Below are 14,351 nucleotides of genomic sequence, written 5' to 3'. Positions count from 1 at the left end.
ATTGAATCTGATTTTTAGCCATTTTCATTTACCTCCACACAGACTTATTTTAAGTATACGCCTATGGGAGCTGAATTTAAGTGATAATCAGGTAATATTTTGCTGATGTATTCAGCATGGCTCACTGAAGCCGATTTGGGGAGGTGTCCATTTCATTATTTCATAATTCTGCTACGCATGACCTTCTTCAACCCATTGTTATACATAGAATTATGAGTAGTATAAGATGTAGCGCTATTTTGGAATCTTATTTAGAAGTGCCACCCAAAATAGCTGCAAAGACCAGAAAATAACTTCCATTAATTCATATCTTTTATTGATGTCAGCGAGTAGGTTAGGTATGTCATTGGTATAGATAAAAACAGTCATCGTCAGAATCAATTTTTATGAAATATGATGATCAAATCGTTTTGGTGATGAAAAGTTCCATAAAAAGTAAGATCCGATCCTGATGTTATTGATGCGGAGGATATTAGAATAGCATCAATGATTTTATCGTTAATGGGAATAATTTGCATGAGTGATCTTCGCTTTTTTATACTTTCCAATCTGGATGACGTCACAAAAAGCATACCATCGGCGTAGATTACTCCATTGTTGTGTCAATTCAGGGTAGTCTGATAGTCAACCAGATTGGTATTCGCCTCTGCACGAAAATAATTTTGTTTAGCACAGCCCAGACGGTGCTGGGTTAATGCTGGAATATGGTGTTTAATTGATAGCTCTAGGCCAATATTACAGACTTTAAGTAACAACTCTATGTTAAATAATAATATTAATGTTGAAAATTTTCATAGAGTTATTATTCGGTATGATGGATATGTTAATTAGATAAATATTTTTAAAGAGATTTTCGACAAATTTTCTTCATTGTCGCGTTATTTTGAATATAATGAGGTTCCTAAAGATAAGTAAAGTAATTAAATAATAAGCTAGAATCACAGTAGGTACTTTACTCACAGGTGCTATCTTTAAATTTTATGGTTTTTAATCCTTTTTAACATAACCTAAGGAAGGCGGTTACGGAGTATCTTGATACGGTTTTTAGTTAGTTGTAGTTGCATCGTTAGTTGACTATTAGTATTGATGAGGATGTTTTTATGCGCACTTTATATTTTTTCTCTTTTTTCTTGCTTTTGTTGTCCGCTTGTTCAGTAAATCTCTCTCCATATGAGCTGGAGGCTAGGCATTATGTTTATCTCTCTAGAGATGATTTTGATCCTAACTTTAAAACACATGTGAATAATTCTATTAAACTTCTAATTCCTTTCTTTGAACAATTTTATAGAGAAGGAGTTAATGATCGAGAAAATAATATCAGTTCGCAGAAGTTTGAGCAAAAAATTAGTTATTTTAAGAGTGATGATTTCATTCAAAGAATCGACATGTCAGAAACATTTATTTCACCAAAAGTACATGTGAAAAGAATTGACAATAGTCAGATTTCAGCTAAGAATAAAAAAGCATTAATTGAGGGGTTCATCAACTCGTACCGGGCTGGCTACTATGGAAAATAATAATATTAACCATAAACTTATTAATAAATTCTTATCTAAAGCAGGTGGGTTTTTTTTATTTGGGCTGATTCCTATATTTCTAATTTTCCTTATTTTTTATTTTGATAAAGAGTCTTTTATTATCTTAAAGTTAAATGAGATATCTTTTCATGATAAAGGAAGTATTTCATCAGAATATATATTGATTAGTGAGATTGCTGTTAGTTATACTTTAGTAAGTACACCTTTATTATCAATTATTTTGTTTATTTTATGGGGGAAATATTTCGTTATGAATAAAACAAAGATAACCACATATGAGTTACTGAAGCTAATTTCTTTATATGGGGTTGTTTTTGTGGTTTTCGTGTTTTTTGGGTATTTCTATAGAAATGATTTGATAGATAATACTTTTTGGAATATTTTTGGAGAAAATTACTTTCTTTTATTAATTTACTATGTTATGTATTTTTTTACCTATTATGTCATTTTTATTATGCTAGTAATCATTTGGTTTTATTTTCCATTGCATTATCTTAGATATAAGAGTGTGATTTGATCACACTCTTATAAATTTATAACTAATGTACTGAAGGGATTAGATAATTATTTAATTTATCTGCAAATTTATCATCTATATATGAGGTTAAAATAGCTGTAATTATAATAAAAACAACCTTAAGAATAGTAGCGGGTATTGCTATTTTAGCTGTAATTATCATAGCGATACTAGTCAATATTCCGAGTAAAATTCCCGAAGCAAAACCACTCAAAACCATTGCTTCTATTTCCAGCATTAATGGTTTCCAATTACCCGTTTCAAATCCTTCGACTATTTTATCCCTTATTTTTTCTACTTTAATAACTTTATCTAACAAGGCAAAAGATTTACCCAGTCTTTGGAGATTATCAGACAACGTTTTAGCATCAATGTACCTGATTGCATTAGCAACAGCATTCCGATCAGCTTTATTTAATTTCGCATTAGGGTTAGAAATGACCTTATTCATAGTTTTCATCGCTTCATCAAAACTACGAATGCGTTTCCCTTGGAAATTTTTAATATCATTCTTTAGCTCATTTGCAATATCGTTGTACTTATCACCGAGATGTTTACTGATTTTCGCTGAAGCATCAGTAATTATTGCACTTGTATCTAATAAAATACTTTTTTCTTTTTCGGCTACTTTTTTCTTATTGTTGGGATGGCTATTAAACGTTGTATTTACTATTTTCTTTACCGTTTTATCCCTTTCATCTTCAGTAGTTAGTTTATTTTCTTTATACCAGTTATCCTGATGATTTTTTCGGGTGAAATAAGGTGGTTTCGCTTTTTTAAAGCTTTTTTTTAATTCAGTAATAATGCCTAAATTATTTATTTCAACTTCATAGGTATACTCTTTTAATCCTATTTTATAGTTTCTTACATTTTCAAATCGTAACGAATATGTCAATTCAACCTTGTTTTTTATAAACTCTTTTCTTCCTTCTTCTTTTCGAGCGAAAAATCTTAGTTTGTCAGTTCCTTTAAAATAATTATCAGTTAATGTTTCTTTTATATTTTTTACTTTACCATTTTCATCTAACTCAACATCATATTTATAATTATAATGTTGAAAGCTGGTTTTATTATTAGGAGTGAATTTAATTCCTTTATCGTATAGACTAAATGGATGTTGTCTAACTACAGGAATATTAAATTCTTTTGTTCTTTCTTTCTGCTTTTTTCCTCTCTGTTTGTTATTCTCTGAATTGGCATTTTGCTTTGATTCTAGTGTTAAATCAATCACAGGTTTATTTGATGATGGGTCTATCATTGTTAGCCCTATAGCCGTAAACTCAATGATTTCTCCTGTATCAATAGAGACCTCATGGAATGTAATTGCTGAATTTGGATCTCGCTTTAATAATCCTCCACTATTTGAACTACTTTTATCATTATTACCATTACGACTACTACTCCAACCATAGTCTCCTTTTCCTCCTTTTTCAGAGGTTACAGTAAGAGAATCACCAAGGCTATCATTTGAATCTACTGAATTGTTTTTAGCCATAAGAAGTCCTTATTCTTATAAAAAATACGTAAATACTATATAAGATAATATATACAGAATATCGTTGGGTCACTTCAATGCTGAAAGTCAATTTTATTCTAACAAAAAGGGCTATGACGTATTATAAGTTTTTTTAATACAAGGCTATAGTATATGAGATGATTAAGCTGAAGGGCATAAAAATCTATGGTCACCCTCGTTTTTGCAATCATTTCATTGAACGTTGATTCGACAAAAAGCAGATGAAATAGTCTCTCTATATCTGTATATTTCTCCATATGACCCACACTTCCTTTAATGGAGATAAACTAAATGCCAATAAGATACTTACCAGCCCTATAAACTCGGAAATGAAGGCATTTTATGTACGTTCATGTTTCTAAATTATTTATAATCCACTGAGGAACTAAGCATCTATTTCAATGATTATAGATTAAATCTGTCTCCCATACGTCTTAAAGTTTTAACATGGGGGATATTGAAGAAGATTATAATTTATCTGATGAAGCCTAAAATCGATTAGGCGCGTCTAATTATTCTTAGGCGCGCCAGCAATATTCGTCATGTTGAATATTGGTTAGCTGATAGTTATTTCCAAAGAATGAAAGTTACACTTCATAATCAAAGACGATGATATCGTCGGCAGAATCTATAAGCAGATCTTTTAATTTGTCATGCTTAGGGTGAGACAAATAGTTTGAAATAGCTTTTTGATCATCAAATATCATGGTGATAGCATGTGTAAAACCTTTATTCTTATTTTCACTACTTACATTACCTCCCCACTCAACAACGGAAGAAATACCTTTGATTTGATGTGGCATCGAAATCGCGGTATCTCTTATCGTCGTTAATTGTTGCTCTTGTATTTCGGGTGCGAATTTTAACAAAAGAATATGACGTATCATAATGGCTCCTGAAAAGTATCTTTGTTTTTCCAGACAAGATAGAAAATAACTGGTTGTATTGCAAGACTCTTGAATATACCTCATCGATTAGTGGGCGTGTGTTCGATTTTGCTGTTTTTGTTTCTCTGAGATATTATTAATTATAGTGTATTTGTTTATATTTGCACTAAGGCTGAACTCTTCTCCGATGAAAGCCATAGCAGACACAAACTTCAAGGATAGCTTGGGGTGGACATTTCGGTTATCAGGTGCAAACCATATCGTTGTGTCGGCATAGAGGCGTTAGTCTCACACTTCTTGCAGTTTGTGGGCTGATTCTGGGGCGGAATTGCTAGGAAATATTAGAACGGAAAGAACGCACCGGAGGTTAATGATGGACTACGAATTTTTGCTGGATGTCACTGGGAAGGTGACTAGCCGATTCTCAATGGGCCATGAAGCTATTGGTCAGTGGCTGAATGAAGAAGTTAACGGTGATTTAACGGTGATCGATAAGGTTGCCGCAGCGCTAGCTGAAATTAAGGGTAGTGAACGTCAATGGCAACTTGTGGGTCACGAATATACGCTGCTAATGGATGAGGAAGAGGTTATGGTTCGTGCTAATCAGCTTGAGTTTGAAACCGATTCGATAGAGGAGGGCATGAGCTATTACGATAATGAGAGCCTGGCTTTTTGTGGCACCAAGGATTTTCTTGATATGTTGACTGATTATCGGGACTTTATTTTAAAAAACGATTGGTAAGAAGCTGTATATAGGCAAAAAGAATTCTCTGGCACGATAGGTTTTGTTCTTACTGTTAATGGTTGCTATGAAGGATAGTCATTGAGTCATTTTACTCAATTATAGTTGAATAGCTAAAGAATTAAGGTGGTTTTAATGGAAGATATCAATCTGTCTGGTGGCATTAATGAAGCTACAAGCTGGCTCATTAATCATCAGGATTTAATCATTCAATATCTGGTCAATACTGTTGCGGCTATTCTGATTCTTATTCTGGGATTGATGGCGGCGAAACTCATTAGTAAGGGTGTGAGAAGAGTTATGTCATTGCGCGGCATTGATGTAACGGTATCAGATTTCCTGGCTGCTATTGTTCGTTATTCGATTATTGCGTTCACTATTATTGCAGTTTTGGGCAAATTAGGCGTTCAGACGGCTTCTGTCATTGCGGTTATCGGTGCTGCTGGTTTAGCTGTTGGTTTGGCTTTACAAGGTTCTTTATCCAACTTTGCCGCAGGGGTATTGCTGGTGGCTTTTCGTCCAATTCGTGCGGGCGAATATGTTATTCTGGGCGCGGTTGAGGGAACAGTTGTTCAGGTGCAGATTTTCTCTACTACATTGCGTACAGCGGATGACAAGATCATCGTAATCCCGAATGGGAAAATTATTGCTGATAATGTTATTAATACCAGTCGTGAACCGAATCGCCGAACTCAGATTATGGTCGGTGTTGCGTATAATGCGGATATTGATGAAGTTAAAAAAGTATTAGGTGAAGTTATTGCCGCAGACAACCGTATTCAGCATGACAAAGGCGTGACGATTCGTTTGCATGAAATGGCGCCTTCTTCACTGAATTTTGTTGTGCGTGTATGGACTGCCAATGGCGATGCTTGGGAGGTCTATTGGGATTTGATGGAGAATTTTAAGCGTACATTGGATAAACACAATATCAGTATTCCTTATCCACAAATGGATGTTTATTTGCATCAGAACCAAGCTATGGCGCGGAGTAAAATGGGTGATTAATCAGAGGATATTGGATAATAACCATCTGATGGCGTGAATAGGCTGTAAATCTTTACCGGTAAATCAGCGCCGCGCTGTGGATAGCGCGGACGCTCTATTATTCTGGCTTATTTTACTGGCATAAGGTGTTAAGGTTGTTTTTAATAAAATCATCGCTGATATCTTCTGTCAGTGCTATTTTCTTGTTATCAGACAAGCAAAGGATAGCAGACGAAACATCTGAAGTATGGAAATTAATATCAGCAGTGACTATCCCATCGCCTTTTTCACCCCGTATTTTAAGAACGAAACGTTCACAGCCTTTTTCACATAAGAAAGGCTGATAATTACTGAGCTCCACATCTGTAATATTTGCTGTACCAATATAATATTCAATTATTTCATAGTGGTTTAATGTCTCTTCAACATCATTTCGCAGCAAATAGTAGTTTCTGACAGTAAGAGCGGCAATAATAATGATTGCTAACAGCATGAAACCCGTAATTTTTTTCAAAATAACCTCTTCCTCTTATTTTCATAGCATTGATAGATTCATTAATGCTTTTAGTGTGTATTAGCTTGATTTTCTTTGAGTTAATCAAATAGTTTTCCTATAAAAACCTGCTTTTTGGTTGGTTATTAAAATTTCTTATGATCAATTAGAAGCATTTATTTCCTCTAATGAGCTATTCTTCTTAATATTCTGAACATTGAAATAGCAAAGTGAATAATTATTGAGGAGTTTTTTTATGTTATCGACATTTGTGCAGGGTTTTTTTCTTAGCGCAGCAATGATTTTGCCTCTTGGTCCACAAAATGCCTTTGTTATGCAGCAAGGTAGCAGGAGACAATTTCATTTGATGAGCGCAACTTTGTGCGCGATCAGTGATGGTTTTCTGATTGGTGTCGGTGTATTTGGTGGTAGTGCATTACTGAGTCAGTCAACTTTACTCTTGCAATTTGTCACCTGGGGGGGGGTTGCTTTTTTATTCTGGTATGGATGGGGCGCTTTACGTGTGGTTTTGTTTGCCAATGTTGAACAGGTGCAGGCGAGTAGTACGGCAAAAAACCGTTGGCGGGTCATTGCGATTATCTTTGCGGTCACTTGGTTAAATCCGCATGTTTATTTAGACACCATTGTTGTTCTGGGCAGTATTGGTGGCCAGTTATCCTCAGAACTCAGGCCCTGGTTTACTTTTGGTGCCGCAAGCGCTTCTGTTAGTTGGTTTTTTTCTCTGTCATTGCTAGCCGCATGGTTTTCCCCTGTGTTAAGTAAGCCGCTTTCTCAACGGATTATTAATGGGTTTATCTGTGTCATTATGTGGTATATCGCATGGCAACTTGCTAAGCAGGGATTACTAATTTCTGATTGAGCTGGACACTTCTTTGCATGCACTCTCTGTGTTAGTGTTTTATTCATCCCATGTATATTTCGGTTTTTCCGTGGGATGAACATTTTCTGTAACAGGTTTTCTTCGGAGGTTGTGTGAAATTGAAATCATTAGGGTTGGCCGCCATGTTAAGTGCCGGGGTTCCACTTGCTGCACAGGCTGCTGATTTACCCGGAGTCCCTCATGTTATTACTTCTGGTAATGCGGTAGTGAAAGCTGAACCGGATATAGCAACATTGATGATTAACGTCAATATTTCTGCTAAAGATGCTTCTGGAGCTAAAAAGCAGGTTGATGAGCTGGTTGCTAAATATTTTGATTTTCTGAAAAAGAACGGCATTGAAAAGAAAGATATTGATGCAGCGAATCTGCGTACTCAGCCTGATTATGAGTATGACAATGTATCTGGCAAATCGGTGCTGAAAGGTTATCGTGCGATCCGTTCAGTGGAAGTGAAGGTTCGTAAGTTAGAGCAACTTAATGATCTGCTAGATGGAGCATTAAAAGCGGGTTTGAACGAAATCGTATCTGTTCAGTTTGGGGTGGACAATCCGCAAAAATATCGTGATGAAGCCCGTCAGAAAGCCATTGAGAATGCGATTGAACAAGCTGATGCACTGGCGAAAGGCTTTAATAGCAAAGTGGGTTCGATATACAGTATCAATTACCGAGCGCCAGAGATAATTGACCATATGAAGTATCGCAATTCTGATGTGATGATGGCGGGAGGTGCTGCTGCTGGAGTGGGTGAAACTTACCAGCAGGATAGCATCAATTTCAGCGATCAGGTTGATGTTGTGTTTGAACTAAAACCTTAATCCGTGTCATCTTGTCTTAACATCTGACGCCCAAGTTTCAATAGGGCGTCAGTCACCTTTTTCATGGTCCTGCTTTCCGGTGCGAAACGATGCCAATAGAGCATCCGGCGCTGACATAAACCCGGCGTCAGGTCGATCAGTTCACCATTTTTCAATTCCTGATCAATCTGTAAATGAGGGATCATACAACAGGTGGAACCCTGTTTTGCCAGTTGTACAAAGGCTTCAGATGAGTTGACGATATGACATGGAACGCTACCCGGCGACAACTCGAAGTTCTGTTGTAAAAATGCCTGATGCATATCATCCAGATGGTCGAATGCAACCGCAGGGGCTTTTAGTAACGCTGAACGGGTAACTCCATTTGGGAAATAGCGGGCAGCAAATTCTGGCGAGGCGACAAACAGATAATCCAGCGCTCCTAATTTATCGACCAGACAACTGGGTAAGGGTTGTGGTTGAATACTGACCGCGCCAACGACTTCACCTCTTCTTAACTGTTCCTGAGTCCGAGTTTCATCTTCAACTTGAATATTGAGTCGGATAGGCAAATCAGCAAGTACCGGATGTAGTGCCGGCAACAGCCAGGTTGCTAAGCTGTCAGCATTGACTGCCAACGAAAGCAGCAATGGCGTATCTGTCCCCTGTTCATCACCTAACCACTGCTCTTCCAACAACTCTACCTGATGTAATAGCGCCAGTAGTTTTTGTCCTTGTTCGGTGGGGCGCGGAGGAACGGTGCGTACTAGCAGAGGCTGGCCGAACAGATTTTCCAACTGTTTGATACGTTGAGAAACCGCGGATTGAGTGATACAGAGTTTTTGGGCTGCGCGTTCGAAACCACGTTCACGGACAACAGCATCCAAGGCTTGCAGTGTTCGGTAATCAGGACGTTTCATTACAGAAAGATTCTCCATTTATGTTTCCGCATAGCACTATTTATGTTTCCGTATAGCACTATTTATGTTTCCGTATAGCACTATTTATGTTTCCGCATAGCACTATGCCATATTTTTCTGATGGATGAGGCAATTTATCTGGTGTGTTGTAAAGCCTCACCTGCCAAAGATTACCGATGTTACATCCAATTTTGGAGAAATTTCGTTGATTGGTGGCCTTTATGGGAAGGGGGTTCCATTTTTGAAGGTTACGTTTGTTAACGTGGTTGAATAAATAATATGCTCGGGAAACAACAACTGTGTGAAGTTGTTTTGGTTAGCTTAATAATTAGCTTTTGATTGAATTAGGGTGATTAAATTAAGGATTGTTTGCATGTTTCGTTTAAGTGTGGATTTTTCATAAAATTGTCTAAAAGACGTTACTTTTGGCTATTTAATAATAATAAAAATGTAAGTAAGGTTACTTTATTATGCTGTCACTGAAACATGTTGCACAATTAACATACAATACTTTGCAGTTATATATGGATCAGAGAGGAATAGATTTGGCGGTCGGTCCTGTCTCTGACAGCGATGCAAACATGCTAACGGGAGCATATGGTGAGCTTAACTGGGACTATTATATTACAGAGATCGGTAATCGACATGACTGTTTCAGCTTATGTATAAAATTTGTCATATCAAGGGAAAATTTTCAAATTGAATCTGCTCCCGCTGGAGTCGCTTTGTCCATATATGATTTGAGTGATAAGAGTTTTAACATCCATGTATTGGAAAATTTTGTGAAAGATATGGAAAATCATCCGTTGCATAGAAAGATGCTTTTGTATACTCTATATGCAACATTGATTTTCATGAATATGTCTGGTGGTGAAGACATCAGGATTCATGAACCTGTTAAGGATAAAATAGCTTACTATCGTTCGTTTGGTTTTGAGCTGGAGCGCTGCGGATATGTAATGTCATGTGATATTAAAACATTAACGGCAAAGTTGGAGAGTAGGTCTAAGGAGTCAGTTCTTTGACATCTAGTTCTTTAACATCTCTGCGTTTATATATGCGTTATGGTATCCAGGTAGAACCAGGTAAAATAGCTATTTTGTTTATTCAGATTTGTTGCGATGGTCATAACAGAGAGATTTTGTCGGGAATTTTTTTCCTGTATGACGAAATCAGTTCAGTAATATGAAGTTGTTTTATGAGGTGTTGATAATGAGAACACAAAAAGAACCGATGTTCGATACCATTCAAACGTATAAAAAAGTTGGGGAGACCTTGGATTTTCTCATGAAAGTAGGTCCGGCTTTGGAAGAACATGCACAGGCACCAAGCCAAGAAAAGCAAGGTCGTCGTCGTAACAAAGAAGCTGCATAAACATCACTCTTTTTGTCGCCCGCTATATGGCGGGTTTTGGCATCATTTAATCTTATATTTCCCGTGACTTATCCTATTCAACTTTAATTGAATTGCGGTTTCTTTGTTGCTATCAAAGTTTATACTAGTCGAGGTCTTTCCTTGTAACTGATATAGGCAATGAATTGATATGACTCAGGACGAATTGAAAAAAGCAGTGGGTTGGGCAGCACTCGAATTTGTTACACCAGGAACCATTGTGGGCGTGGGGACTGGTTCAACGGCTTCACATTTTATTGATGCCCTCGGTTCCATTAAAGATCAGATTGAAGGGGCAGTATCCAGCTCTGAGGCTTCTACTGAGAAGTTAAAAAGTTTGGGCATTCCTGTATTCGATTGTAATGAAGTGGATTCCCTTGATATCTATGTTGATGGCGCGGATGAAATCAATGGCAATATGCAGATGATTAAAGGCGGTGGCGCTGCATTAACGCGTGAAAAAATCATTGCTGCAATAGCGAAAAAATTCGTTTGTATTGTTGATGCTTCTAAGAAAGTTGATGTATTAGGTAAATTTCCTCTGCCGGTCGAAGTGATTCCAATGGCTCGCGCCTATGTTGCTCGTGAGTTGGTTAAGTTGGGGGGAGTACCAGAATATCGTCAGAATGTGGTGACTGATAACGGCAATATGATCCTTGACGTGCATAATCTAGCCATACTCGATCCTGTTGAGTTAGAGAATAAAATTAATCGTATCTCAGGTGTGGTGACTGTAGGATTATTTGCTAACCGTGGTGCGGATATTATATTGATGGGAACACTTGATGGAGTGAAAACCATCACTCAATAATATTATTCATAGAGGGCGAAGTTCTTCGCCCTTAAAAAATTTTTCACTGTTAAAATCGGAGAAGAATTTAGTGATATATTTTATATCTATGATTGTTATTTAACCTAAATCCTAATTTTGTGCTCTTTCAGATCATTTTATTCCGCATAATAACTACTTTGTTAAGACTTATGTGACGGGAATAGCAATCGTTTATATTGCTGTGTTCGTTTTTTTTGTTATGTTGAGAGAATGAATCTTAAATGTAACGAAGCGTAACAATAGGCAGGATAAATGGTTAAGGTATCTCTGGAAAAAGATAAGATTAAATTTTTGCTATTGGAAGGCGTGCATCAGAGCACGGTAGAAAATCTGCGAGCAGCCGGTTATAGCAATATCGAATATCATAAGGGAGCGTTAGATTCCGAAGAGTTAAAAGAGGCAATTCGTGATGCTCATTTTGTTGGTCTCCGTTCCCGCACACAACTGACCGAAGACATTTTTCAGGCAGCCGAAAAATTGGTTGCTGTAGGTTGTTTCTGTATTGGCACCAATCAGGTTAATCTGAAAGCGGCTGCGAAACGTGGTATTCCTGTCTTTAATGCGCCATTTTCTAATACCCGTTCTGTTGCTGAAATGGTCCTTGGCGAATTGTTGTTACTGCTGCGTCGTATCCCTTTAGCGAATGCGAAAGCTCATCGAGGCGTGTGGGATAAGCAGGCTAAAGGCTGCTATGAAGTGCGTGGGAAAAAACTGGGTATTATCGGTTACGGTCATATTGGTACTCAGCTTGGTATTCTGGCTGAAAATATCGGTATGGATGTCTACTTTTACGATATTGAAAACAAATTGCCATTAGGTAATGCTCATCAGGTACGTCATTTGTCAGAATTACTGAATATGAGTGATGTGGTGAGTTTGCATGTACCAGAAACGCCATCAACTAAAAATATGATTGGTGCAACCGAACTTACACTGATGAAACCGGGTTCTATCTTGATTAATGCTTCACGTGGAACGGTGGTGGATATCCCGGCATTATGCGATGCATTGGAAAGTGAACATCTGTCAGGGGCGGCTGTGGATGTGTTCCCCATTGAGCCGGCAACCAATAATGATCCGTTTGAGTCACCGTTGTGTAAATTTGATAATGTGTTGTTGACGCCACATATTGGAGGTTCTACCCAAGAAGCGCAGGAAAATATTGGTTACGAAGTCGCAGGAAAGTTAGCGAAATACTCTGACAATGGTTCTACCTTATCGGCAGTAAACTTCCCAGAGGTGTCTCTTCCTGTTCATGCTGATGATACTAACCGGTTTCTGCATATTCATGAAAATCGGCCGGGTATATTGAACAGTATTAACCAGGTGTTTGCTGAACAGGATATCAATATTGCCGCTCAATATTTGCGTACCAGTGGAGATATGGGTTATGTGGTTATTGATATTGTGACTGAAAATCCGGCTCAAGCTGAAATGGTATTTCAGAAACTAAAAGCATTGCCGGGTACTATCCGTTCTCGTCTGCTTTACTGATTATTTTGATATGTCATAAATGGGCGTTTTGTATAAGGCGCCTATTTTTTTACTGCCAATGCCAGATTTTTTCAGGTGTGATGATTTCTGGTAATGGAATATCCCATTCGGCTGTTGGTAGTGTATCGACTAACTGGCAGTTATGTGCCAAACCTATCGGATAGAAGTTTTTTTGTTGCCATTGCTTCAATGTACGATCGTAAAAGCCGCCCCCCATGCCAAGCCGCTGCCCTGTGCGGGCAAAAGCAACCAGCGGGATCATCATGATATCCAGCTCTGATAACGGTAAAACCTGCCTAACATCTAGCGGTGGCTCTTCTATATTGAAGCGATTTCTGACAAGCGGGGTATTGGGTTGATAGTTTAAAAACAGCAGATGGTGATGACGGAAAGGATGTAATACGGGCAGATAGATCTGTTTATTTTGCTGCCAGAGTTGGTTAATCAGTGGACGGGTGTCGAGCTCACCATCAAACGAAAGAAATAGTGCGATTTTGTTGGCTTGGCAAATTTTGGGGTGGTTGAGCGCTCGCTCAGCAGCTTGTCTTGCAAACAGCGATTGTTGTTCAGAAGTGAGTTGACGGCGTCGCTGGCGTATTTTCTTTCTAATGCTTTGTCTGAGTGATAATAGGGACTCTGATTGCATAGAACCTGCGATGGATAGCAGCAGCGGTTAGGGTTGAGATTCTCCAAGATGCCGTTACAGGTAGTAACCCTTGAACCCTTGGTTCAAGGTGAACGCAGCGTCGCAGCTTTTAGGCTTCTCGGCCGAACCGAGCATGCACACCAGACTACGGAGCACCACATTCTATAATGTATGAAATATCGGCTCAGGGGACTTTCCCCGTTCACGAACATCTCAGAGAAATTTATTCAGTGCTTGTAAGCAACTTTGTGACACCTATTGTATGAAACTAAATACAGAAAGCAACTAATTCTCGAATGATTCACTCACTAATGTATGATTTATCAATAGAATTCATTCATTTGGTGAAATAGTGCTCTCAGTGATACGACCTTGTTCCACCAGTGCTTGTTCTATAGTCTGTTGAAGCATCTTTATTTTCTGTTCCATATTATAGGCATAGTCACGGGTTTTCACTTTTTCTTGTGCCAATTCGTGACAGATATTCAATGCCACAATAAAAATCAGTTGTTCAGTATTGGTTACTCTGGTGCGTTCTTTCAAATCTTCTAAACGTTGTTCAAGTTCCACAGCCGCAGCCAGTAATGCTTCTTTTTGCTCTGATGGACAATTGACACGTAGTGACCGCCCAAAAATCTGGATATCTACCGGTTGTGCAGACATGACCCCTTCCTGACTTATTGCTGCGCTCC

Annotated in this window: 16 protein-coding genes and 1 other RNA gene; 10 read left to right on the top strand and 7 right to left on the bottom strand. The window is 38.0% G+C overall.

The features are described from left to right. Positions 1 to 1,100: 1,100 nt before the first annotated feature. Both BA1DRAFT_RS16500 and BA1DRAFT_RS16495 read left to right on the top strand, forming a co-directional pair. Entirely contained in the window at positions 1,101 to 1,517 is a 417-nt protein-coding gene (locus BA1DRAFT_RS16500) for an Exc2 family lipoprotein (RefSeq protein WP_051560825.1), read from the top strand. Next, positions 1,507 to 2,055 carry a hypothetical protein gene (locus BA1DRAFT_RS16495; protein ID WP_036781326.1) on the top strand — a complete coding sequence of 183 codons (549 nt, stop codon included), beginning with the start codon at positions 1,507 to 1,509 and terminating at the stop codon, positions 2,053 to 2,055. Before BA1DRAFT_RS16500 ends, BA1DRAFT_RS16495 begins: the two co-directional genes overlap by 11 nt. Before the next feature lie 22 nt (positions 2,056 to 2,077). On the opposite strand, the gene BA1DRAFT_RS21370 is transcribed toward BA1DRAFT_RS16495, so the two are convergent. Further along, a complete protein-coding gene (locus BA1DRAFT_RS21370) occupies positions 2,078 to 3,550 on the bottom strand; it encodes a colicin-like pore-forming protein (protein WP_051560824.1) in 1,473 nt (490 codons plus the stop codon). A 608-nt stretch (positions 3,551 to 4,158) separates the two neighbouring features. Continuing rightward, positions 4,159 to 4,458, bottom strand: a complete 300-nt coding sequence (locus tag BA1DRAFT_RS16480) for a Dabb family protein (protein WP_036781321.1) — start codon at positions 4,456 to 4,458, stop codon at positions 4,159 to 4,161. Positions 4,459 to 4,831: 373 nt separating this feature from the next. Between BA1DRAFT_RS16480 and BA1DRAFT_RS16475 the strand changes: the two genes are divergently transcribed. Both BA1DRAFT_RS16475 and mscS read left to right on the top strand, forming a co-directional pair. Next, positions 4,832 to 5,200: a YacL family protein gene (locus BA1DRAFT_RS16475; protein WP_036781318.1), complete on the top strand. Its 369-nt coding sequence runs from the start codon at positions 4,832 to 4,834 to the stop codon at positions 5,198 to 5,200. A gap of 135 nt (positions 5,201 to 5,335) precedes the next feature. Beyond that, positions 5,336 to 6,208 (top strand): small-conductance mechanosensitive channel MscS, encoded by an 873-nt coding sequence (gene mscS, locus BA1DRAFT_RS16470; protein ID WP_036781315.1) that lies wholly within the window; start codon positions 5,336 to 5,338, stop codon positions 6,206 to 6,208. 112 nt (positions 6,209 to 6,320) lie between these two features. On the opposite strand, the gene BA1DRAFT_RS16465 is transcribed toward mscS, so the two are convergent. Then, on the bottom strand, positions 6,321 to 6,701 hold the full coding sequence (locus BA1DRAFT_RS16465; RefSeq protein ID WP_036781312.1) for a hypothetical protein: 381 nt from the start codon (positions 6,699 to 6,701) through the stop codon (positions 6,321 to 6,323). A 235-nt stretch (positions 6,702 to 6,936) separates the two neighbouring features. On the opposite strand from BA1DRAFT_RS16465, the gene argO reads away from it, so the two are divergent. Continuing rightward, positions 6,937 to 7,560 carry an arginine exporter ArgO gene (gene argO / locus BA1DRAFT_RS16460; protein WP_036781309.1) on the top strand — a complete coding sequence of 208 codons (624 nt, stop codon included), beginning with the start codon at positions 6,937 to 6,939 and terminating at the stop codon, positions 7,558 to 7,560. Between the two features lie 113 nt (positions 7,561 to 7,673). After that, the gene (locus tag BA1DRAFT_RS16455) at positions 7,674 to 8,396 is read left to right on the top strand and encodes an oxidative stress defense protein (RefSeq protein WP_036781307.1); all 723 of its coding nucleotides are present in this window, start codon (positions 7,674 to 7,676) and stop codon (positions 8,394 to 8,396) included. Here the strand turns inward: BA1DRAFT_RS16455 and BA1DRAFT_RS16450 are convergent. Next, positions 8,393 to 9,295: a LysR family transcriptional regulator ArgP gene (locus BA1DRAFT_RS16450; RefSeq protein WP_036781333.1), complete on the bottom strand. Its 903-nt coding sequence runs from the start codon at positions 9,293 to 9,295 to the stop codon at positions 8,393 to 8,395. The two genes, BA1DRAFT_RS16455 and BA1DRAFT_RS16450, sit on opposite strands and share 4 nt — an antisense overlap. A 470-nt stretch (positions 9,296 to 9,765) precedes the next feature. Here BA1DRAFT_RS16450 and BA1DRAFT_RS16445 point away from each other — a divergent pair, with 470 nt between their 5' ends. The 4 genes from BA1DRAFT_RS16445 to serA all read left to right on the top strand — a co-directional run bounded on the left by BA1DRAFT_RS16445 (position 9,766) and on the right by serA (position 13,013). Next, positions 9,766 to 10,320: a hypothetical protein gene (locus tag BA1DRAFT_RS16445; RefSeq protein ID WP_044467183.1), complete on the top strand. Its 555-nt coding sequence runs from the start codon at positions 9,766 to 9,768 to the stop codon at positions 10,318 to 10,320. Between the two features lie 187 nt (positions 10,321 to 10,507). Beyond that, complete coding sequence (locus BA1DRAFT_RS23820; RefSeq protein ID WP_162835235.1) at positions 10,508 to 10,669, top strand: hypothetical protein; 162 nt, start codon at positions 10,508 to 10,510, stop codon at positions 10,667 to 10,669. A 169-nt stretch (positions 10,670 to 10,838) separates the two neighbouring features. Further along, positions 10,839 to 11,498 (top strand): ribose-5-phosphate isomerase RpiA, encoded by a 660-nt coding sequence (rpiA, locus tag BA1DRAFT_RS16440; RefSeq protein WP_036781304.1) that lies wholly within the window; start codon positions 10,839 to 10,841, stop codon positions 11,496 to 11,498. 273 nt (positions 11,499 to 11,771) lie between these two features. Next, entirely contained in the window at positions 11,772 to 13,013 is a 1,242-nt protein-coding gene (serA, locus tag BA1DRAFT_RS16435; RefSeq protein WP_036781302.1) for a phosphoglycerate dehydrogenase, read from the top strand. Positions 13,014 to 13,062: 49 nt separating this feature from the next. On the opposite strand, the gene BA1DRAFT_RS16430 is transcribed toward serA, so the two are convergent. The 3 genes from BA1DRAFT_RS16430 to zapA form a co-directional block, all read right to left on the bottom strand. After that, positions 13,063 to 13,659: a 5-formyltetrahydrofolate cyclo-ligase gene (locus tag BA1DRAFT_RS16430; RefSeq protein WP_036781299.1), complete on the bottom strand. Its 597-nt coding sequence runs from the start codon at positions 13,657 to 13,659 to the stop codon at positions 13,063 to 13,065. A gap of 36 nt (positions 13,660 to 13,695) precedes the next feature. Beyond that, positions 13,696 to 13,882: non-coding RNA, 6S RNA (gene ssrS / locus BA1DRAFT_RS22220), on the bottom strand. Positions 13,883 to 13,992: 110 nt separating this feature from the next. Then, positions 13,993 to 14,322: a cell division protein ZapA gene (gene zapA, locus BA1DRAFT_RS16425; protein WP_036781297.1), complete on the bottom strand. Its 330-nt coding sequence runs from the start codon at positions 14,320 to 14,322 to the stop codon at positions 13,993 to 13,995. Between the last annotated feature and the right edge of the window lie 29 nt (positions 14,323 to 14,351).

Origin of the sequence: Photorhabdus aegyptia (assembly GCF_000612035.1) — a bacterium.
Classification (GTDB): Bacteria; Pseudomonadota; Gammaproteobacteria; order Enterobacterales; family Enterobacteriaceae; genus Photorhabdus; species Photorhabdus akhurstii.
The sequence above is the reverse complement of the archived record's forward strand: the minus strand, read 5'-3'. Positions and strand labels throughout refer to the sequence as shown.